Origin of the sequence: Winogradskyella forsetii (assembly GCF_013394595.1) — a bacterium.
Lineage (GTDB): Bacteria > Bacteroidota > Bacteroidia > Flavobacteriales > Flavobacteriaceae > Winogradskyella > Winogradskyella forsetii.
The window spans coordinates 3,132,356-3,154,599 of sequence record NZ_CP053348.1 but is presented as its reverse complement, the minus strand read 5'-3'; the positions used below and the strand labels follow the sequence as shown (position 1 = coordinate 3,154,599).

Sequence of the window (22,244 nt, the reverse complement as noted above, 5' to 3'; positions counted from 1 at the left end):
ATAACCTAGAAGAATGTCATCATCTTTTATGAAAATTTATTGTTTCTGTTGAATCAGATGGAAGGTTGTTGTCGCTGTTTTATGTAAAGTATATTAAGAATCTCGAGCATATGGAGCACAAAAAAAGGATTGCCCTAAAAAACAATCCTTTTCTATTGAATTAGAAATTAATTACTTAATTCCTCTTTTCATAAGCTGGTCTAGACGGTGTTTTAAAATTAGTTTCCATAAGTTTCATCACCTCTGTAATTCCTGCTTCGAGCTGTGCATCTGTTCCTTTAGCTAGACTTTGGAAATCTTCAATAACTTCGATATCAGGATCTACACCATGCCCTTCCTTAAACCATTCACCCGAAGGGTCGTACATTCTAAACGTCGGTACGGTAACACCTCCATTATCTATAAGCGAAGGCGCTCCTGAGATACCAATAAGTCCTCCCCAAGTTCTTGTGCCAATGAGCGGTCCAAGGTTCCGTTTTCTAAAATAATCTGGAAAAGCATCGCCTCCAGAACCACTAAATCCATTGATAAGCATCACTTTTGCTCCAAAGTTACCAGATGGAGGCCAGGCCCAATCCTTGCCGTCCCTTACCGCCCAAAAGGCGAGTGGTTTCCGATCTAAAAGTTCTATGAAACGGTCTGGAATCTGCCCACCACTATTAAAGCGTTCATCAATGATTAAACCTTCTTTCTCCATTTGTGCATAGAATTGTCTTACCAATTCATTTTGGCCATCCCTTCCTGTACTGCGTACATAAATGTAGCCTACTTTTCCATTAGTCGCTTCATCAACACGCTTTCTGTTATTTTCAATCCAAGCGAGATGTCTTAGACGGGTTTCAGAACTTAAAGGTTTTACAACAATCTGTTTGGCATCTTTCATATTTGGGCTGCTATTTACAGTGAGTTGTACAGCCGTGTTTGCCAAACCCTGCAAAGCTGCTGAAATAGGTTTGTTTATATCTATAGGCGTGCCATTGATTGCTAAAATGTAATCACCTTCTTTTACCTCTAAACCAGGTTTAGCTAAAGGCGATCGTACTTCGGCATCCCATGAAGCTCCAGACAGAATTTTGTGTATTTGAAACGCACCATTATTGAGTTTTAAATCCGCACCCAAATAACCAACATTCATGAGTTTTGATGATTCGCTGTCACCACCTCCATTATAGGTGTGGGAGGCATTTAATTCTGCAATTAAGTCACCAATTATAATATTAACATCATTTCTGGTGTTAGCTTGTTCAATGAGTTTGCCATAACGGGTTTTCATCATTTCCCAATCGACACCATGCATATTTGGATCGTAGAAAAAGTCACGTTCTAAACGCCATACATCATTAAAAATTTGTTTCCATTCTTCTTTGGGGATCACAGTCATTGTCATATCCTGCAAAGGCACGGTTTTTTCAATCTTTTTATTTTCTCCGACTTCAATGACAGCGAATTTAGAATCTTTTACAATAAGGATTTTTTCGGCATTGGAAGCAACGAGATAATTAGAGACATCATCTATAATCTGTTTGACTTCCCGTTCTTTAAAATCATAATAGTGTAATGCTGACGAGCTTTCGGATTCCGCTCCGGAATTAGGATATTTAGCGAATATTAATTTATCTTTTAATGCGGTTATGCTACCAAAATTCCCTGCTGGAACATCTAAAAGTTCCACACGGTCTTCAAAACCATCAAAATCTATTTTAGTGGTCTCGATTTCTTTTTTAGTGGTCTCATCTTTTGACTTGTCATCATCCTTCTTTTTATCATTTTCATCCTCTTCCTTTTTTATTTCGTACGCATCATTTTTAACGGATAACAATGAGGTGGTAGATTTATCCAATGTTGCCACGGCTATATTAGAAGAATTGGGATAAATGAATGTATTATCCATGTCTGAATATACAGGTTCAAACGTACGGTTGGTTTTAAAAAATAAATACTTACCATCTTTACTGAACTCAGGTGAATAGTCTGAATAGTAACCGGAAGTTAATTGTTTCGCAGCATTCTTATTTATATCATAAACAAATATGGCCGTTCTTGCTCTGTTATCTGTACTTCTGGAATAGGCAAAAAAGTTACTATCTGGTGACCAAGTCACTGAAAAATTACTTAAGTTACCTTGAAACATGTACTTGCCTTTATCTACCGTAGTTTCTTTTTTGCTCTTTACATCTATATATTTTATGTTCATAGCTTGATCTACGAACGCCATTTTTTCGCTATCCGGTGACCAGTAAATATTGTAATAAAACCCGTTTTTATGTTTGGTAATTTGTTTTGGTTTGCTCGTGCCTTCCATGTCGTGTAACAGAAGTTGATACTCGCCATCTGCATCGCTCCAATAGGCTACATGTTTCCCGTCTGGAGACCAAGAAGGACTGCGTTCAGCAACGCCAGAAGTACTTGTAATGTTGGATACAAAACCTTCTGTTGCAGGTAAATTGAATAATTCGCCTCTGGCTTGAACAACAACACGGTTACCATCTGGACTCAACGTGGCATCTTGTAAATAATCCTCTACTTTTTTAATTTCGGGAATAAGTTCTTTTTGGTCGGAAATAATTTGAATATTGACTTCATTCGTTTTACCCGAAGCTATATTATATAGGTATAAATTACCGCCAACTTCAAAGATAATATCACTATTGCTACTTTCTGGAAACGTAATGTCATAATCCTTAAATTGGGTTAATTGACTATTGGTTTTGGTATTTAAATCATATTTCCAAAGATTATTTCTTTTGTTTGGTCCGTTGTCAGACATATAAAATATGGTCTCACCAATCCACATTGGCAGTTCGTCATTGGCACTATTCATTGTAATATTTTCTGTTTTAAACGTTTTAAGGTCAAAAACTAAAATATCTGGAGCTGTGCCACCACGATAACGTTTCCAATTACGAGATACTCTAGATCGGTCAGTATAAGCAATTTTGTTACCATCATCAGAAAAAGCGGCATATTCTCCATAAGGGATACTCAGCTTTTCTGGTGTGCCACCTTCAATGGATATGGTATAAAATTGACTGTAGCGTTGACGTCCGCTTTCCCTAGAAGATGAAAATAGTACTGATTTTCCATCAGGAGTCCAGCCTAATACTTTGTCATTCATGCCATGATAAGTTAATCGTTTTGGGATACCACCATTAATGTCAATGACATAAACGTCGCTGTTTCCATTATAATTAGCGGTGTAGGCGATCATTTTGCCATTAGGGGAAAAGCGCGGGAAGCTTTCTGCTCCAGCAGGTGAGCTTAACCTGTTGGCAATACCTCCAGATTTTGACGCTATCCAAACATCATTACCATAAGTAAAAGTGATATGTGTGTCTGAAACATCTGGATATTGCATTAATTTCCCGCTAATTTGAGCAGAGACTGCAGCCATACTAAACAACATAATTAAAAAAAGGATTGATTTTTTCATTGTATTTGATTGATTTTGATTAATAAGTCCCTAAGTTACTAAAAGTCTTTGAGCTTAAATTGAAATGATCTGAAATATCCATACAAATCCAAATGATGTATAGTTTTCATTGTCAATAGGTTTACTTTAGTTTAGACAAATATATGGGTTAGAATAACTGTTATAAATTGTAAAATCAATGTATAAGTTATACTGAAAATAGTTTATGATTTTTAAGAGTTTTGATTTGAAATATATTAAATTTGCTGTGCAAATATTTACCCAAATGATTCAGTCTATTTCTATGAAAACTGCCTGCTACCCAACTGTTATTTTAGGTACTTATTTCGATTTTTCTAACCCTAACACTTATTGATCATTTTTTAAAAAAAGGCAATTTGGATTTTGAATTTTTTTAAGATTGTTTTCCATTTGACAATGAATTTTAACAACGTATAAATTTAGAAGTGACTAATCAAAATCCTTTTTTATCTAAAAGTTTTAAATCTATTTGGCTAAAACATTTTACCTCAAAAAGTGACGAAGTAAAATCTTTCAAGTTTTTTTCAGAATTGGAATTTGTGAAATTTAATAGTAGCCTCGTTTATGTTAATGTAGGTGAGACCTATACTAAAGGTGTGGGTTATAACTTAAATTCAGGCTGCGATTCAGATTTGAACAATAAAACAGTTTTGGTTTATGATGTGCCCACTTATTTTGAGTTGGATACCACTCAACTAGGCCAGAAAATTAAACTCCTCAAGTCTAAGCAATATCCAGGATTTTTGATTGAAACCAGCAAGTATAAGAGTTTAAATGACTATATGCTCGATAATTTCAATAGGAATAGTAGGAATAAAAATAATAAGTACAAGAGACGATTGGAAGATTCATTTAACATTAGCTATAAAATGTTTTATGGAGATATTTCAAAGTCTGAATATGACTTCATTTTTAAAGCATTCAAGCATTTACTAGAAAAACGTTTTGCCGATAAACAAATTACCAATAATAATTTAGACCCCAAGGAATGGTCTTTTTATTATGAGGTGGCATTTCCATTGATTTTAGAAAAAAAGGCATCACTGTTTGTCGTTTATGATAATGATAAGCCCATTGGTGTGACCTTAAGTTACTTATCTAACAACACCCTTTTTGATGCCATCACAGTTTTTGATATCGATTATTTTAAGTTTCATTTAGGGGCAGTAACCATAATGAAATTAATAGAATGGTGTATAGATAATGGAATGGAAAACCTAGATTTCTCAAAAGGTTATTTTGAATATAAATCGCGATGGTGTACCAAACAATACGATTTTGAATATCATATTTTCTATGATAGCACGTCCGTAACATCTAAAGTTTTGGCATCTACGCTAAAAAGTAAATACGATTTAAAACAAAAGCTTAGAGAGAAAAAACTGAATGAAACATTACATAAGTTGACCCATAGGTTTACTGAAAAAGAATCTGAAAAAACAGAAAAGGTAACTTATCAATTTTCTGATATCAATTTAAGCGAAAAAGAAGAAGCCTGTACTTTAGTTGATTTTAAATCTGCCAACAACAGAGCTCTAAAATTAATGATTTTTGAATTCCTTTACCTTTATCAAGAAAACTATAATCATATTCAATTATTTCAACTCAAAAATCATAAGAATAGTTACCTAATTAAAGGGCATAAAAAATCTATTTCGGTTACAGTTAAAGACTGATACTGTAATTTAAACTATAGATTGTAGCTCACCAATAACATTTTAAATATGGATCAAATTGCTGTTTAATTCACTTCAGTTTCTAATATTCTTACCAATAGTCTATGTGCTTTATTGGTTTGTATTTAAGAAAAATCTTAAATATCAGAATATATTGGTAATTGTTGCGAGTTATATATTTTATGGTTGGTGGGATTGGCGATTTTTATTCCTTATTGCGTTCAGTACTTTAGTTGATTTTTATGTCGGTCAGCGTATCTATAAACATATTGATAACAAACAAAAAGCGAAACATTGGTTGTGGGTTAGTCTGTTTTTTAATTTAGGCTTGTTGGGATTCTTTAAGTATTATAATTTCTTCATTGATTCCTTTATTGATTCGTTTAGTGCTTTTGGTTACGAGATGAAAAGTACTTGGACCTTGCGTATTATTTTACCTATTGGTATTTCTTTTTATACGTTTCAGACCATGTCCTATTCATTCGATATTTATTATAAAAAGCTAAAACCAACCCGAAATTTTATCTCCTTTACAGCATTCGTCGCTTTTTTTCCACAGTTGGTTGCTGGTCCAATAGAGCGTGCTTCAAACTTATTAAATCAAATAAATACCAGACGTGTTTTTAAATACGAACAAGCTTCAAGCGGCTTGAAATTGATTCTTTGGGGATTTTTTAAAAAGTTAGTCATTGCAGATTCGTTGGCACCTATGGTCGATGATATTTTTGCTAACTACGCATCCTATCCAGCTTCCACATTAATCTTGGGCGTGTGCTTGTTTAGTTTTCAAGTTTATGGCGATTTTAGTGGTTACACGGATATTGCCATTGGTACGGCTAAATTGTTTGGTATTGAATTGATGTCCAACTTCAAATTTCCTAATTTCTCAAGGAATATTGCTGAATATTGGCAACGTTGGCATGTGTCTTTATCAACTTGGTTTAGGCATTATTTATATATTCCGTTAGGTGGTTCTAGGGTTAGTAAACTCAAATCCATTAGGAATATTATCATCATATTTTTGGTCAGTGGTTTGTGGCATGGCGCCAACTGGACCTTTGTGTTTTGGGGCGCTATTCATGCCGTGCTTTATATTCCGGTGTTTTTATTGGGAAGAAATCGATTGTATGCCAATAATGTGATTGCTGAGAACAGTTGGTTGCCATCCCTAAAGGAAGTACTTCAAGTGTTACTGACTTTTATTTTGGTTACGTTTTCTAGAATATTCTTTAGGTCGCCATCCATAAGTGATGCCTTTGATTACATCAGCCAGATTGTTAACAATTTCACATATCAAGCTTACGTACATCCTATGGGTTACAGAATGCTGGATTTTTACGTGCTGATAGCATTATTTACGTTTTACGAATATCTAATTCGCAAAGATGAACGTCATCCATTCAAGTTTAAAAGTCCAATCGTTAGATTGCTATTATATGCTCTGATAATAATCAGTATATTACTGTTCTATGATGATGGCGTAAACAGATCATTCATTTATTTTCAATTTTAGATCTGATGAAAAAGTTTATTTTAAAAACCATACTATATATTATACTCATACTCGCTATTGTTGAGGTTGTAGTAAGGATATTTCATTTATATACTGAAGATCCACCTCGTTTTATTGACGAATTTGGTGTAGAGAAACGTGTACCTGGTAATACAGGTTACGCTGTTACTGGAAATAGAAATCAAAACTATTCAAGATTTAGCATTAATAAATCGGGTTTTAATTCGCATCGTGAGTTTACACCAAGTAAAGACAAGTTTGAAATTGCTTTAATTGGAGATTCATTTATAGAAGGTTTTCATCAAGATTTTGATGATTCCACAGGAAAAAAAATAGAGGATAGAATACCGAATTCTGAAGTCTATGAATATGGCTATTCGGGTTATGATTTGGCAAACCAGATGCATCTCATAAAGGCTTATAAAAAAGACTTCGATGTAATAGATGAAATCATCATTTATCTCAATTACGAAAGTGATTTAGATCGTGCCATGTATGAACCAAATTACGACCGCCTAAAGTTAGTGAATTCAACACCATTTAAAATCAGGGATAATATTAAAATTTTAGCCTATGGTTCTAAAATAGGAATATTGGAACCTCTAAAACGCCTGGTTAGCGGAAAAGCATTTGAAGAACCTGAAAATGGATACCAAACTAATGAAATAGAATCTACCGATGAATCCGAACAAAAAACAATAGATCTGCAACGTATCGAAAATTTTAAGAGTCTTATAAATCTATATGGTTTTGATAAAAACAAAACATCGCTTTTGTTAGATTCAAGAAAAACAAGTTCACGGTTTTTAGAGTATTGTAAAGCGAATCAAATAGCAATTATAGATTTTGCAGATACTATGAAGACATCTAAAAAAGCGACTACATTAATCTATGATTGGCATTGGAACAATCATGGACGTAACCTCATTGCAACTACAATTGCTGATTATATCAAGTCGAAAAGAAACTAGTATTATATGAGCAAAAAGATAATAATGATCGCAGGTGATTGGAACTATCCAAAAATGGTTTACAATAGTTTGATAGCTGATTTTAATATTGAACATATAATTATTGACCGAGGCGAGCGCACGTCAACTATGTTAAAACGAAGAGTGAAAAGGCTAGGGGTTGTTCATGTTATTGGTCAATTGCTGTTTCGAATAATTGCCGTAACCTATATTAATAAAACTTCAAAAAAACGATTTCAAGAAATTCTTGACGCAAACGGTATCAGTGAAACTAATTATCCGACTGAAAAGACTACCGAAGTTACTTCCATCAATTCGGAAGAAGGACGGAAGATTTTAAAAGACCTCAATCCTGACATTGTTGTGATTGTTACTACTAGAATATTGTCAAAAAAGACATTAGAATCCATACATGCCAACTTCATCAATATACATGCTGGTATTACACCATTTTATAGAGGGTTGCACGGTGCCTACTGGTCCCTTATTAATAAGGATGAAGAACATTGTGGCGTAACCGTTCATTTGGTTGACGCAGGCATTGATACCGGGAATATTCTTTACCAAGATACCATAACCGATGGGATTACTCACAGGGATAATTTTATGAGTTATACTTACCTCCAATTAGCAAAAGCACTACCACTTCTAAAAAATGCTATTAGGGATATTGAGTCTAATTCTTTAACATCCATAGCTAATACTAAGGAAGCCATAAATAACAAATTGTTCTATCATCCGACGTTGTGGTTTTATCTTTATAACAGATGGTTTAGGGGAATCAAGTAATTCTAATTTATTCAGATACTAAAAAATGTTTAGCCATTAGAATTCAAATTTTTACATATTACTTTTAAAGATTGTAACTTTGCAGTAAATTATTTAAGATGCACAAAGCAGGTTTTGTAAATATTATCGGTAATCCTAATGTAGGTAAGTCCACGTTGATGAATGCGTTTATAGGCGAAAAATTATCCATAATCACATCAAAAGCACAGACCACAAGACACCGAATTTTAGGAATTGTAAATGGCGAGGATTTTCAAATGATATTGAGCGATACGCCAGGCATCATTAAACCAGCTTACGAATTACAAGAATCGATGATGGATTTTGTAAAGTCCGCTTTCGATGATGCCGACGTTTTGATTTATATGGTTGAAATAGGGGAGAAGGAATTAAAAGATGAAGCCTTTTTCAATAAGATTACCAATTCAAAGATTCCTGTGTTGTTATTGTTGAATAAGATTGATAAATCCAATCAAGAACAATTAGAAGCGCAATCAGAATTATGGCAAACCAAGGTGCCAAATGCGGAATTCTTTCCTATTTCTGCAACAGAAGGCTTTAATGTTCAGAATGTATTTAATAGAATTATTGAATTATTGCCAGAATCGCCAGCATTTTATCCAAAAGATCAATTAACGGATAAACCCGAACGTTTTTTTGTAAACGAAGCGATTAGGGAAAAAATCTTGATACACTACAAGAAAGAAATTCCTTATGCTGTTGAGGTAGATACGGAAGAATTTTTTGAAGAAGAAAACATCATTAGAATGCGTTCTGTAATTATGGTTGAGCGTGAAACCCAAAAAGGAATTATCATTGGTCATAAAGGATCTGCCTTAAAACGTGTTGGCGTGGAAGCACGCAAGGATTTGGAAAAATTCTTTGGAAAGCAAGTGCATTTGGAACTGTATGTAAAAGTGAATAAAAACTGGAGAAGCAATCAGAACCAGTTAAAGCGTTTTGGGTATAATCAGCGGTAATCGCTGAGGGTTTCCTCCATAAAACTTTGCAACTTATACATTTCTGGTTGCCCTTTTGAGCGTCCAATTCTTCCAGCAAAGTACAATACAAACCAAATTAGGACCATTAAAAGGGTAAGGGACAATTGTATGGCATAAGAATTATTTAAAGTTGCATTGGTATATGTCCAAATTCCGAAGCCAAAAAATAAGCCTGCCACTATAAAATGTAAAAACATAAATAAGGTCCAAACCGTTGGATTAGGTCCAAATAAGCCATGAATTATGGATTTATCACTGCCTTCTTCGTTGATTTCCAAATGGAGCTGTGGCGACCAAAAGTGCTGATCTTTTTTAGGGAATTTAATAAAAACATGATCGTCAATTCTAGAAACGATAAATTCAGTTTGAAGAGATTTCCTTTCTTCAAAGCTTTCCAAAAGTGTTTCGTTGTTAGTTAGCACTTCAATTTTAAAGCGAGGTCTTAAAACGATTTCATCGGAAAGTGACATACTATGTGGCGATTACAAAATGCTCTAACGTAAAATTATAAATTCACAACGTCTGTTAATTGAAAATTCTGTTTCAGTACAGTTATCACCACATGGCACCAATGGTTTTGTTTCTCCAAAACCTTTAGAGGTTAATCTTGCTCTAGAAATACCGTTTTGCACTAAGTATTCGAGTGTTGCACGTGCCCGTTTTTCGGAAAGATCCATGTTAAATTCAAAGCTGGCTCTAGAATCGGTATGCGCACCAAGCTGAATTTCCATTCTAGGATACTTTTTAAGTAAATCCACCAAGACATCCAGGGTTTTAGCCGCTTGAGTTTTAATATCCCATTTAGCAAAGTCGAAATATATATTTTCTAATTCAATATAGGTGTTTCCTTCTGTATCCTCAGTGACTATTTCTTCAGCATCCTTATAGGATTCTATTTCAAGCTCAATATTAAATTCTATATTACCTTTGTCATTAGTGTCAAAAAACTCGACTTGAGGAATATACTTAGGTTGAAAACCTTCAAGAGAATACTTTTGGTTCGGTTGGGTGCTTAACTTGTATTTACCATCCTCGCCAACAAGTTGTTCAGCAACGACATTTCCATCTTCATCAAACAATGTCACTGTGGTATTCGGTAAGATTTCGCCAGTGACTTTGTCCGTCACAAGTCCTTCTATATAATACGTCCTTTCATTTTCCACACGTTTAAACGTATATATATTATCAAGTCCAGAACGATTAGAGGATAAATAGCCTGTGTTCAAAGAATCAACGACCACAAATGCAAAATCATCCTTTGCGCTATTTATGGATTCTCCCATATTGAGCGCATCTAAAAATTTAGCGTCCTTAACGCTACTTGAAAACAAATCTAAACCACCAAAACCAGGTTTACCATTAGAGGCATAATAAAGGGTACTGTCTTTAGCCACAAATGGAAATTGCTCTCTTCGAATTGTATTTATATTGGCACCTAGATTTACGGGTTGTCCATACAGGTTTCCACCAAAAATATCAACATAAAAAATATCGAAAGACCCTAAGGAATTTGGCATATCACTAGAAAAATAGAGCTTGGTTTCATCATTATTTAACGCAGGATGCATAGTAGAGTAGGTTTCACTGCAAAAAGGTAAAACTTCTACGTTGGTCCATTCATCATCAACCAATTCGGCTCTAAAAATACTGACAACGGCAATTTTTGTAGAATCTAAGTCAATACGTTTTTTGAGGTTTCTAGAAAAGTACATGGTTTTGCCATCCTTGGTAAATACGGCGTTACTTTCGTGTTGTTTAGATGTGTTTATTTCTTTGTTGAATGGTTCTATACTGTCCAAAGCCATAGTTTCTCCAGTTGACACAGTGGCTTGATATAAATCTAAATAAGGCTTGCCATTCCATTGGTAATTTGGATTTTTTAGGTTTTTAGTGGAAGCAAACACAATTTTATTACCATAAATACCAACTCCAAAATTAGAACCGCCAACATCGCCTGTTAAACTTTCCAGTTCATATTTGTATGGAATAATTCGTTTTAATAAAGATTTAAAGTTATCGGTATTTATAGGGTTGTTTAAATGAAGTGTTGAAATTTCATCTGCTTCCTTATAATTTTTAGTACCTCTTAAAACATCAAAATATTTAAAATAAAAATCTTCAGTTAATTCTTCAGTATTCCCTTTTAAATCATACACTTGTTTATACGCTTTGTAAGCACTATCAAATTCCGAATTGTAATAATAGCAGTCACCTAATTTCTCCAAATTAGTGGCCGTTTTTGGTAGTTGCGAATAAAGCTCAGCCGCTTCAACATAGGCTCTGTTTTCATACAGGTCATCTGCTTTATTAGATTGGGAAAAGCAGAGACTTCCGGTGATTAAAACAGTAAATACAATATATAGTTTAAACGTTTTCATTTGTCTTCAATTAGAAAAATCTTGGCGATTTGTCATAGCCTTTTCTGGAACTTCCAATATTAAATAATAGCATTATTTCGTGTGATCCGGAATTAAATCGACCTAAATTGGATATCGTATGGTCGTAAGCATAACCTATACGAATCGCATCCGTCATCGAAAAATTAATCATAGCAGTATATGAATCATCAAAACGATACCCTAAACCAAACTCTACCATATCGTTATATCGAATATTAGCATTTAAATCCACCGATAGAGGCGCGCCATTAACGTATTTCGTCATAAAGGAAGGTTTAAGTTTAAATGTATCACTCAAATCAAAAACATAACCACCCGTAAGGAAAAAGTGAATGTTTTCAGACCCTTGGGATACGATACCACTATCTTCTTCGAGATGTTTCGTTTCCAATAAATTTGGTGCTGATAACCCGATGTAATAATGCTCGGAAAAGAGGAATAAACCAGCTCCAATGTTAGGAAAGGTACGACTAATATTTTCGGCAAATGCTTGATCTGGTTCTGGATCGGAGTACACAAATCCATCAAAGTTAGTATTGAAAATTGTGGCGCCAGCTTTGACTCCAAAAGATAATTTAGTTTCAGTTCCAACTGGGAGCACATAGGCAATATCTGCATAAGCACTCGTTTGTTTAACGACATCTCCAATTTGGTCGTGGACAATAGATATGCCACCTTCCATACGATTTGTAATGGCAGAATGCACAAAATAAGACGCTGTAGTTGGGCCTCCAATAGATCTTGCCCATTGTGTACGATAAAGCAAACCAAAATTCATCATCGTATTGTCATCTGTAGCATAAGCAGGATTTATGACACTCATGTTATACATATATTGAGTGTATTGCGGATCTTGCTGCGCATGAGATATCCATCCTAACATGAGAACCAATATGGTAATGCAATATGTTGTTAATTTATTAATCATTTTAATATGTCGTATTTATCTACTTAGATAAACTCTGCCTTGTAAGGGTTCAGTTTCTCCATCATTAAATTCTATGATATAAAAATAGACACCAACCGGTAAAACAGTATTGTTGTTTTTCGATGTCCCATCCCATTGAGGGGAATCCTTATCGCCTTCGTGGAGGATGTTGCCATATCTATTGTAAACACTTACTTTAAAATTAGGATAAAGTTCTTCTATAAATAAAATATCGAAAACATCGTTCACGCCATCGTTATTTGGAGAAAAACCATCAGGTATTAATAGAGTACCAATACATTCAACAAGATTTATAGCGACTTCTAATCGCGTTGTACTTTCACAACCATTTTCCGTGAGGATTGAGGCGTAATACACTTCATTATCTTGAAGTAAATCAGAACCATCATAAGCATTACCATCTACTGGTTGGTCGTACCAAATAATAGTTTCTAGATCTACAATGTTATTGGTTAAATCATCTATAGTAGCATTGTCTTCAATACAAAACTCTGCACCATTATCAATAATTTGTGGTGTCGCTGGATCTTCCACGAAAATTTTGATTGGTAACACATCTTGTGTGTCACCAGAACATGCGAGTCCTGTAACGAAAATTTGTAGTAATGTCACTCGTGTCGTCCCTATATTTGGTAATAGGTTTTGAGGAACAACAAAAGAAGAACTTCCTCCAACAACGGAAATTGAAATAGTATTTGTAGATGAATTTGCGTCACTAAGTTCATAGACAATGGTGTAATCGCCATCTAACAATTGGTTTGCACCTGTAATATTAATATTGGCGTCTCCTCCTAAACAAATAGTATCGTCGGTAAGTGTAAGTCCTGTAACATCAGGTAAATCTATAATACTAACCGTTACAATGGCTGCATCAGTTAGGTTGCATTCTGCAGAACTGACCGTATACGTATAATCACCAGCCACATCAACTGTAGGGTCAAACACTCCAGTTCCACTTGCTAAGGCAGGTGTCCATGTTCCGGTAATATCCGGAGAACCTCCAAGGCTGTCAAATAAATCTACAGGATCTGTATCATCAATACAAATATTTGAAGTATCATCAATACCAGCGTTTGGTGGTGCAATAACTGTAACTTCTACTGAAGCCATGGCATCAGGACAAGAAGATGTGTCATCTGAAACGGTATAGGTATAAGTTCCTGCTGCATCAACGGAAGGATCAAAAACGCCTGTGCCGCTTGTAAGTGCAGGCGTCCAAGTTCCATTGGTTTCAGGTGTTCCTCCTAAACTGTCGAATAAATCAGTAGCAGCATCATTACTACAGAATTCAATTGAACCATCAGTACCAGCATCATTTGCTACGGAAATAGTAACACTTACTATGGCAGAACTAGTACCACATGAATTATTTATAGTATAGGTATAATCAGCAGCAACATCGACTGTGGGATCGAATAGTCCTGTACCACTAGCTAATGTCGGTGACCATGTTCCTCCAGTTTGCGGTGTGCCTCCCAAACCATCAATTAAATCGACTGTTGAATCACTCGAACAGATATCCAAGGTACCATCAATACCAGCATCTGGTGTCTGTGCAAATGTTACTGCAACTTCTGCTGTAGCGTCTGGACAAGTTGAACCTGTACTTGAAACCGTATAGGTATATGTTCCTGCTGCATCAACGGCAGGATCAAAAATGCCTGTCCCGCTTGTAAGTGCAGGTGTCCAAGTGCCACCAACATCTGGTGTGCCTCCTAAACTATTGAATAAATCCACTGACGTATCGGTAGGACAAAGTTCTATTGTACCATCGGTTCCTGCATTATTTGCTGTTGAAATAGAAACGGTGACTTCGGCAGAACTAGTGCCACAAGAATTAGTTATGGTATAGGTATAAGTTCCTGCGGTATCAACTGTAGGATCGAATAGTCCTGTTCCACTGGCCAAGGTTGGCGACCATGTTCCGCCAGTTTCAGGAGTTCCACCTAAACTATCAATTAAATCTACGGTTGAATCACTAGAACAGATATCCAAGGTACCATCAATACCAGCATCTGGTATTTGTGCAAATGCTACTGCAACTTCTGCTGTAGCGTCTGGACAAGTTGAACCTGCACTAGAAACCGTATAGGTATATGTTCCTGCTGCATCAACGGCAGGATCAAAAACGCCTGTCCCGCTTGTAAGTGCAGGTGTCCAAGTGCCACCAACATCTGGTGTGCCACCTAAACTATTGAATAAATCCACTGACGTATCGGTAGGACAAAGTTCTATAGCACCATCGGTTCCTGCATTATTTGCTGTTGAAATAGAAACGGTGACTTCGGCAGAACTAGTGCCACAAGAATTAGTTATGGTATAGGTATAAGTTCCTGCGGTATCAACTGTAGGATCGAATAGTCCTGTTCCACTGGCCAAGGTTGGCGACCATGTTCCGCCAGTTTCAGGAGTTCCACCTAAACTATCAATTAAATCAACGGTTGAATCACTAGAACAGATGTCCAATGTACCATCAGTACCAGCATCAGGTGTTTGTGCAAATGTTACTGCAACTTCTGCTGTAGCGTCTGGACAAGTTGAACCTGCACTAGAAACCGTATAGGTATATGTTCCTGCTGCATCAACCGTTGGATCAAAAATGCCTGTCCCGCTTGTAAGTGCAGGTGTCCAAGTGCCACCAACATCTGGTGTGCCTCCTAAACTATTGAATAAATCGACTGACGTATCAGTAGAACAAAGTTCTATTGTGCCATCGGTTCCTGCATCATTTGTATTTGATAAGGAAACCGTGACTGTTGCAGAACTCGTTCCACAAGAATTTGTTATGGTATAGGTATAAACACCTTCTGGATCTGTGTTTGGGTCGAAAACCCCAGTTCCGCTCGAAAGTGCAGGTGTCCAAGTTCCACCTGTTTCAGGTGTTCCTGAAAGACTATTGAATAAATCTACTGTGTTGGTTGAATCGCATAGGTTTAGTGTACCGTCATTTCCTGCTTCAGGTGCGTCTAAAATTGAAACGGTAACTGTTGCCGTAGCATCAGGACATGGCGTTGAAGCGTTTGAAACGGTGTAAGTATAACTTCCAGCTACATCAACCGTTGGGTCAAAAATACCTGTTCCGCTTGTAAGTGTAGGTGTCCAAGTGCCACCAACATCTGGTGTGCCTCCTAAACTATTGAATAAATCGACTGTTGTATCAGTAGCGCAAAGGTCGATCGCACCATCGGTTCCTGCATCATTTGTATTTGATAAGGAAACCGTGACTGTTGCAGAACTCGTTCCACAAGAATTGGTTATGGTATAGGTATAAACACCTTCTGGATCTGTGTTTGGATCGAAAACCCCAGTTCCACTCGTAAGTGCAGGTGTCCAAGTTCCACCTGTTTCAGGTGTTCCTGCAAGACTATTGAATAAATCCACTGTGTTGGTTGAATCACATAGGTTTAGTGTACCGTCGTTTCCTGCATCAGGTGCATCTAAAACTGAGACTGTAACTGTTGCTGTTGCATCAGGACATGGCGTTGAAGCGTTTGAAACGGTGTAAGTATAACTTCCAGCTGCATCAACCGTTGGGTCAAAAATGCCTGTTCCACTAGAAAGTGTAGGCGTCCAAGTGCCGCCAACATCTGGTGTGCCTCCTAAACTATTGAATAAATCGACTGTTGCATCAGTAGCACAAAGGTCGCTCGCACCATCGGTTCCTGCATCATTTGTATCAGATAAGGAAACCGTGACTGTTGCAAAACTCGTTCCACAAGAATTGGTTATGGTATATGTATAAACACCTTCTAAATCTGTGTTTGGATCAAAAATTCCAGTACCGCTCGAAAGTGCAGGTGTCCAAGTTCCACCTGTTTCAGGCGTTCCTGCAAGACTATTGAATAAATCCACTGTGTTTGTTGAATCACAGAGGTTTAAGGTGCCATCGTTTCCAGCATCAGGTGCTTGTAAAATAGTCACAATAACTGTGGCAGAATCATCCGGACATAAAGTTGCACTGTTAGAAACGGTATAGGTATAAATTCCTGCAGGATCCGTCGCAGGATCAAAAACACCAGTACCACTTGTCAGCGTAGGAGCCCAAGTTCCTCCAGCATCTGGAGTTCCTCCTAAACTATTGAATAAATCCACAGTTGTTTCATTAGAGCATAGTTCTACAACGCCATTATTACCAGCTTCGTTAGCATCGATTACTGTAACCGTGACCGTTGCCGTGCTGTTTCCGCATAAGGCAGAGTTAATTGTGTATGTAAAAACACCTTCAAGATCTAAGCTAGAATCAAATACTCCAGTTCCGCTAGCAAGTGCTGGTGACCATGTTCCTCCTGGTTCTGGAGTGCCACCAAGACTATTGAATAAATCAGCAGAACTGTTCAAGCTACATAAGGTTAAAGAACCATCTAAACCAGCATCAGGAGCTGTTTCTATAGAAACGACAACTGTAGCGGAATCATCGATACAAGGTCCTGTTCCCAAAATAGTATAGGTATAAATCCCAGCCGAATCAACTAATGGATCAAATAGTCCTGTTCCGCTTGTCAATGTAGGTGTCCAAATCCCTCCAGCTTCAGGAGTACCTCCAAGACTATCAAAAAGATCAATGGTGCCATCATCATTACAAACAGTAACTGAACCGTCTAAGCCAGCATCTTGAAAAGGTGCTATTGTTATAGTTACTGTTGCTGTCGCGTCATCGCAAGGAGCAATACCTGTAACCGTATAGGTGTAAACGCCATCAGCATCAACCAATGGGTCAAAGATACTTGTGCCACTAGCCAATGCAGGTGTCCAAGAACCACCAACATCAGGTGTGCCTCCAAGACTATTAAACAAATCGATTGTTCCGTTATTATTACAAATATTTTCCACGGCAGCCATACCTGCATTTGGGGCAATTTCTATGGACACTTCAACGATGGCTGTGTCATCACTACAAGGCCCAGTTCCCGAAGTTGTATAGGTATACGTTCCGGCAGTATCAGTTAATGGATCAAATAGTCCTGTGCCACTTGTTAACGTAGGCGTCCATGTTCCTCCTGCTTCAGGAGTACCACCAAGGCTATCGAAAAGATCAATTGTGCCATCAGTACTGCAAACTGTTACCGCTCCGTCCAGTCCAGCATTTGGAAAAGGTATTACCGAAATTGTAACGGTTGCCGTTGCATCAGCACAAGGATTGGTTCCTGTAATCGTGTACGTATAAGTACCATCAGAATCAACTAATGGGTCAAATATGTTAGTGCCACTCGCCAGAGCAGGCGTCCATGTTCCTCCGGCTTCAGGTATACCTTCAAGGGTATCGAACAAATTAATTGGGCCATCGTTATCACAAATATCGACCACAGCATCAATGCCTGCATTTGGTGCTTCTATTATTATAACGTTCACTTCTGCCGAAACATCAGTACATGGTGGTGTTCCTGATAATGTATAAGTATAAATTCCTGCGGTATCAATTGAAGGATTAAAAATTCCTGTTCCACTATTAAGTGCTGGCGACCAAGTTCCACCGACTTGCGGTGTACCACCAAGGCTATCAAATAAATTGACTAATGTAAAATCATTACTACAGATGGTAAGTGAACCGTCAGAGCCAGCAATTGGTAATGGAACAACAGTTACCGTAACTGTTGAGGATTCATCCGGGCATGGTGCATTTCCTGTAAAAGAATAGGTGTAAATACCTCCAGAATCTACTAAAGGATCAAAAATTCCCGTTCCGCTATTTAATGCTGGCGACCAAATTCCACCAATATCTGGGGTTCCACCAAGGCTGTCAAACAAATCGATTGTGCCGTTATTATCACATAGATCAATAGTTCCGTCTTCACCAGCATCATTAAAAGCCGTAACGGAAACATCAACTGTTGCCGAAGCATCTGGACAAGGTGCTGTTCCAGTTATGGAGTAGGTATAAATACCGTCTGCGTCTAAAGCTGGGTCAAATATGCCAGTACCACTTGCGAGAGCAGGAGACCATATGCCACCGACTTCAGGAGTGCCACCTAGGCTTAAAAATAAATCGACAGGTCCATTATTGCTGCATAAATCCAATGTGCCGTTCGTGCCAGCATTGGGTTCTGGAATTATGGATACTGTAACCGTAGCAGATTCATCGGGACAATTATTTCCTGAAACTACCGTATAGGTGTAATCACCTGCAGGATCAATGTTTGGATTATAAACACCAGTTCCACTATTTAATGCTGGCGACCATGAACCTCCTGAATCAGGTGTGCCACCAAGTGATGTAAAAAGGTCAAATGTTGCACCGAAATTATTATCACAAATATCCAATATACCATCTTCGCCTGCATTTGGACCTACATCTAAAATTGCTACGACCATAAGTCGAGCAGAACTTTCACAAGGTGGATCTAAAGTGGTTCCATAATAGGTTTGTCCATTAATTAATGGTGTATTTGCTGGTAATGGAAATGCAGAGAATAATGAGATATACCAATTGTTATTGCCACTAGCTACTAAATCTCCAACTGTAGGTGTAGCTTCGGGAGAACTACAAAAATTTTGAATCATATCTCCCATAGGCATAGGCGTGACCCCAACATTTACTAATACTGTTAATCTTGATGTTCTACAACTTCCATCTGGACTGGCTTGATCTGCATAGTACAACGTGTCATCCATTAATAGGTCAGTATCATTTAAGGGCGTACCTCCCGAAGGTGATAGATACCATTGTACATCGTTTCCTGTGGCTTCTAAACTTGCAACGGTTGCTAACGTAGGATCGTCTAAACAAACGCCTTGAAAGTTACTTCCGACTGGTGGACCGTAAATAATTATGTCCACTCGAGCTCTTGGCCCGCAAGTTCCAGTATTGTCATCGGCATAATAATCCTCACCACTTATAAGACTGGCAGAATTTGGTAAAGGTGTAGTTGAAGTAGCTGTTTCATACCAAACAATACCTCCACCATTATCAGTTGCTTGTAAATCGCCAACTAAAATAGACTGAACATCGCAAAACGTTTGTGAACTGTTAGTTACAGTCGGACATTGCGCATAGGCTGAAGATAAACTGCAGGTTAATACTATAAGAATAAATGTTACAAGTTTGGGGTAACATTTAAAACGTTGCTCTTTGGCTCTCATTAAAAAAATTTAATAACAATTACTTTTTGTTGAAATCGATGCCATGGATTAAGAACAGCAAGTTCAAAATAAAACCGTTGTCTTGCTAATTTGTCAGATTATGGGGGAAACAAATATATGTAAATAGCATTTACATAGCAAAATTAAAATATAACAGTTTTATACATTTATTTTTTTAGACTTTTATACGTATTATTCCAGTTCTATCATGCCTTCATTTGAATTATATTGCATTAAATGAATGCCTGAATTAGAATAACTAAAGTCATTTATTTTTTGATAATCAAATTTTAAGTGTGGATGTTCTGAAACAATTGTGTTTACTGTGTTTTCAAAGGATGAGTTTTGAGACAATCTTAGTAAGGTGTCGAAGGTAACATCAAAGCCCAATTCGGCAAACCTTGATGGTTTTTTGTCAAATATATTTTCGTAATTAGTTATAAAATCGTCAACCCCTTTTCTATTTCTTGGATCTGTAATGGCTGGGAATATAAGTTTTAATACACGATACCTCATGTCTGAAACTTCATTCTGATTAGGTAGTAAAGACGACTTTAGCATTACCAATTGAATATTATGATCTGATAGTTTGCCCATTAAAGCAGTCGTGGAATTGAGTAGAATAATTGTTTTATCGCTATCTAAAACGATATAATTTAATTGGTTTTTACTTAGTGCATTGTTTAAATCATCCTCCTGAAAAAATCCTGCCTTATCCACTTTTAAAAATTTAGCTTCCGGAATAGTATTCAGTATTAAATTCTTATTTCTGGCTTCGTCAAGATCACTGACCACAACGACATTGGCATTTTGTTTTGCTAAATAGTTTAATGTTTTTGTTTTTTGAAAATTCTCTGAAGGAATGGATTTGTATACTTTTAAGCTGTCATTAGGGTTAATATTAGACTCAATACCTATAACGGAAAGCGCTTCGTTTGATTCAAATTTTGGGTAATGTGAGGCATTGTCCAAAAACGGAACAAGAATTGCGTTTTTCTTATTTGGACTTTCAATTGCCAGTTGAGTTCTAGCAATGTTCTTTTTGATTAAAGTGACATCAAAATTTAAGTTTAAAGCTTTTGCCGAATCAATAGCAATTTGGGCACCTTGGAAAAAATCTATATATTTTTGAAAGTCGGCATTTACACCTACCATGTTATCTCTCTCTTCGGGAGAACTCAATTCTTCACTAGAAAATGGTGTGTAAAAGTAAATCCCATTGGCTGTTTCAGTAACTAAATTATCAAATAGCACTTGGTTTTTGTTGCTATCTGTTTTTTCTATGGTGTTTTGAGTATTGTTATCTGTAACGTTGGTGTTTTCAACAGTTTGAGACATATTTTTTGGCATTTTTATGACGTCACCAGTATTTACGGAAACCAATAATTTTGGATTTAAAGTTGTGAATGCTTCAATCGTCATACCAGCCTTTCTTGCTAAGCCATACAGTGTTTCCTTTGGTTGGATCACATAATCATTGTAATCTCCTTCCGATAAAACATTTTCAGAATTATCTGAGTTAGACGATTCTTCCTCAGAATTTGCAACCGTACTTCCAGATGAATTGTCTACATCAAGGATATGGCCAGCCATCAACAATTCTTTGATATGTGGGTTTTTTTCTTCAAGTTGAGCGATGGTCATGTTAAATTGCTTTGCCAATCTAAACTTAGTATCACCACGTTTTACCAAATACTCACCATCATCTACAACTTCATAGTCCTTATCGGGAATGGTTAAAGTCTGTCCGATTTGTAAAAATTCTGATAATCGACCTGCGTTTGCAGCTTCAAGTTGAGCAACGCTAATGCCATTTTCCCTAGCAATTCCCCAAAGTGTTTCGCCTTTTATTACAATGTGTTCGCCCGCTTTAGCTACACGAGCTTCTTCTGTTATGGTTTTATCCAAATTAATTATATGACCGGCTTGAAGCATTCTTACAATATGCGGATTCTGTTGTTCTAGCATGGCAATGCTAACGCCAAAACGTCTGGAAAGTCCAGATTTTGTTTCACCACGCTTTACTTCATAGTTACGGACTTGGTTATCGTTAATTATAGTATTTCCTGTTGATGGATTTGCAGTGGGAATTCGCAAAGTTCTGCCAGCATAAATGACGTCTCTGGAACCTGGGTTTAGTTCGAAGATGGCCTTTGGACTCACATTATATCGTCTTGCAATCATATAAACATTTTCACCTTTTTGGATGGTATGGTCAAAATAGTTCTCTTGAGCTATTAAAAGTTGAGAGCTTATCATCAAAACTATAATTAGCGTAAAAAATTTCCCCATTCTTTTTTAAAATATTTAATTATGATAATTGGTATTTGACGCAAGTATTCAAATACAATATATTTTGTCAATACCAATAAAAGCTTCCAAGAAAGGGGCTGTTTCTTGGAATAATTTTTCGTTAGT

The 22,244-nt window shown here is 36.7% G+C and carries 11 protein-coding genes; 5 read left to right on the top strand and 6 right to left on the bottom strand.

Going from position 1 to position 22,244, the window contains the following annotated elements:
- Nucleotides 1–175 precede the first annotated feature (175 nt).
- Complete coding sequence (locus HM987_RS13725) at nucleotides 176–3,430, bottom strand: S41 family peptidase (protein ID WP_179008621.1); 3,255 nt, start codon at nucleotides 3,428–3,430, stop codon at nucleotides 176–178.
- 560 nt (nucleotides 3,431–3,990) lie between these two features.
- On the opposite strand from HM987_RS13725, the gene HM987_RS13720 reads away from it, so the two are divergent.
- The 5 genes from HM987_RS13720 to era all read left to right on the top strand — a co-directional run bounded on the left by HM987_RS13720 (nucleotide 3,991) and on the right by era (nucleotide 9,380).
- Nucleotides 3,991–5,127: a GNAT family N-acetyltransferase gene (locus tag HM987_RS13720; protein ID WP_179008620.1), complete on the top strand. Its 1,137-nt coding sequence runs from the start codon at nucleotides 3,991–3,993 to the stop codon at nucleotides 5,125–5,127.
- Nucleotides 5,128–5,185: 58 nt separating this feature from the next.
- Nucleotides 5,186–6,640, top strand: a complete 1,455-nt coding sequence (locus HM987_RS13715; RefSeq protein ID WP_179008619.1) for an MBOAT family O-acyltransferase — start codon at nucleotides 5,186–5,188, stop codon at nucleotides 6,638–6,640.
- Between the two features lie 5 nt (nucleotides 6,641–6,645).
- Nucleotides 6,646–7,611, top strand: a complete 966-nt coding sequence (locus HM987_RS13710) for a hypothetical protein (protein WP_179008618.1) — start codon at nucleotides 6,646–6,648, stop codon at nucleotides 7,609–7,611.
- Nucleotides 7,612–7,617: 6 nt separating this feature from the next.
- Nucleotides 7,618–8,400: a formyl transferase gene (locus HM987_RS13705; protein ID WP_179008617.1), complete on the top strand. Its 783-nt coding sequence runs from the start codon at nucleotides 7,618–7,620 to the stop codon at nucleotides 8,398–8,400.
- A 98-nt stretch (nucleotides 8,401–8,498) separates the two neighbouring features.
- Complete coding sequence (gene era / locus HM987_RS13700) at nucleotides 8,499–9,380, top strand: GTPase Era (protein WP_179008616.1); 882 nt, start codon at nucleotides 8,499–8,501, stop codon at nucleotides 9,378–9,380.
- On the opposite strand, the gene HM987_RS13695 is transcribed toward era, so the two are convergent.
- The 5 genes from HM987_RS13695 to HM987_RS13675 form a co-directional block, all read right to left on the bottom strand.
- Nucleotides 9,371–9,871, bottom strand: a complete 501-nt coding sequence (locus HM987_RS13695) for a GTP-binding protein (RefSeq protein ID WP_179008615.1) — start codon at nucleotides 9,869–9,871, stop codon at nucleotides 9,371–9,373. The genes era and HM987_RS13695 overlap by 10 nt on opposite strands.
- 24 nt (nucleotides 9,872–9,895) lie before the next feature.
- Nucleotides 9,896–11,779 carry an OmpA family protein gene (locus HM987_RS13690; RefSeq protein WP_179008614.1) on the bottom strand — a complete coding sequence of 628 codons (1,884 nt, stop codon included), beginning with the start codon at nucleotides 11,777–11,779 and terminating at the stop codon, nucleotides 9,896–9,898.
- A gap of 10 nt (nucleotides 11,780–11,789) precedes the next feature.
- Complete coding sequence (locus HM987_RS13685; RefSeq protein WP_179008613.1) at nucleotides 11,790–12,728, bottom strand: PorP/SprF family type IX secretion system membrane protein; 939 nt, start codon at nucleotides 12,726–12,728, stop codon at nucleotides 11,790–11,792.
- A 15-nt stretch (nucleotides 12,729–12,743) separates the two neighbouring features.
- On the bottom strand, nucleotides 12,744–19,826 hold the full coding sequence (locus HM987_RS13680; protein ID WP_179008612.1) for a gliding motility-associated C-terminal domain-containing protein: 7,083 nt from the start codon (nucleotides 19,824–19,826) through the stop codon (nucleotides 12,744–12,746).
- Between the two features lie 192 nt (nucleotides 19,827–20,018).
- Nucleotides 20,019–22,085 carry a LysM peptidoglycan-binding domain-containing protein gene (locus HM987_RS13675; protein ID WP_179008611.1) on the bottom strand — a complete coding sequence of 689 codons (2,067 nt, stop codon included), beginning with the start codon at nucleotides 22,083–22,085 and terminating at the stop codon, nucleotides 20,019–20,021.
- Nucleotides 22,086–22,244 lie beyond the last annotated feature (159 nt).

What these genes read in the sequence shown, in the direction of transcription:
- HM987_RS13680 (WP_179008612.1), bottom strand. Translation starts at nt 19,826, where the DNA reads ATGAGAGCCAAAGAGCAACGTTTTAAATGTTACCCCAAACTTGTAACA.
- HM987_RS13725 (WP_179008621.1), bottom strand. Translation starts at nt 3,430, where the DNA reads ATGAAAAAATCAATCCTTTTTTTAATTATGTTGTTTAGTATGGCTGCA.
- HM987_RS13685 (WP_179008613.1), bottom strand. Translation starts at nt 12,728, where the DNA reads ATGATTAATAAATTAACAACATATTGCATTACCATATTGGTTCTCATG.
- HM987_RS13690 (WP_179008614.1), bottom strand. Translation starts at nt 11,779, where the DNA reads ATGAAAACGTTTAAACTATATATTGTATTTACTGTTTTAATCACCGGA.
- HM987_RS13675 (WP_179008611.1), bottom strand. Translation starts at nt 22,085, where the DNA reads ATGATAAGCTCTCAACTTTTAATAGCTCAAGAGAACTATTTTGACCAT.
- HM987_RS13695 (WP_179008615.1), bottom strand. Translation starts at nt 9,871, where the DNA reads ATGTCACTTTCCGATGAAATCGTTTTAAGACCTCGCTTTAAAATTGAA.
- HM987_RS13710 (WP_179008618.1), top strand. Translation starts at nt 6,646, where the DNA reads ATGAAAAAGTTTATTTTAAAAACCATACTATATATTATACTCATACTC.
- era (WP_179008616.1), top strand. Translation starts at nt 8,499, where the DNA reads ATGCACAAAGCAGGTTTTGTAAATATTATCGGTAATCCTAATGTAGGT.
- HM987_RS13705 (WP_179008617.1), top strand. Translation starts at nt 7,618, where the DNA reads ATGAGCAAAAAGATAATAATGATCGCAGGTGATTGGAACTATCCAAAA.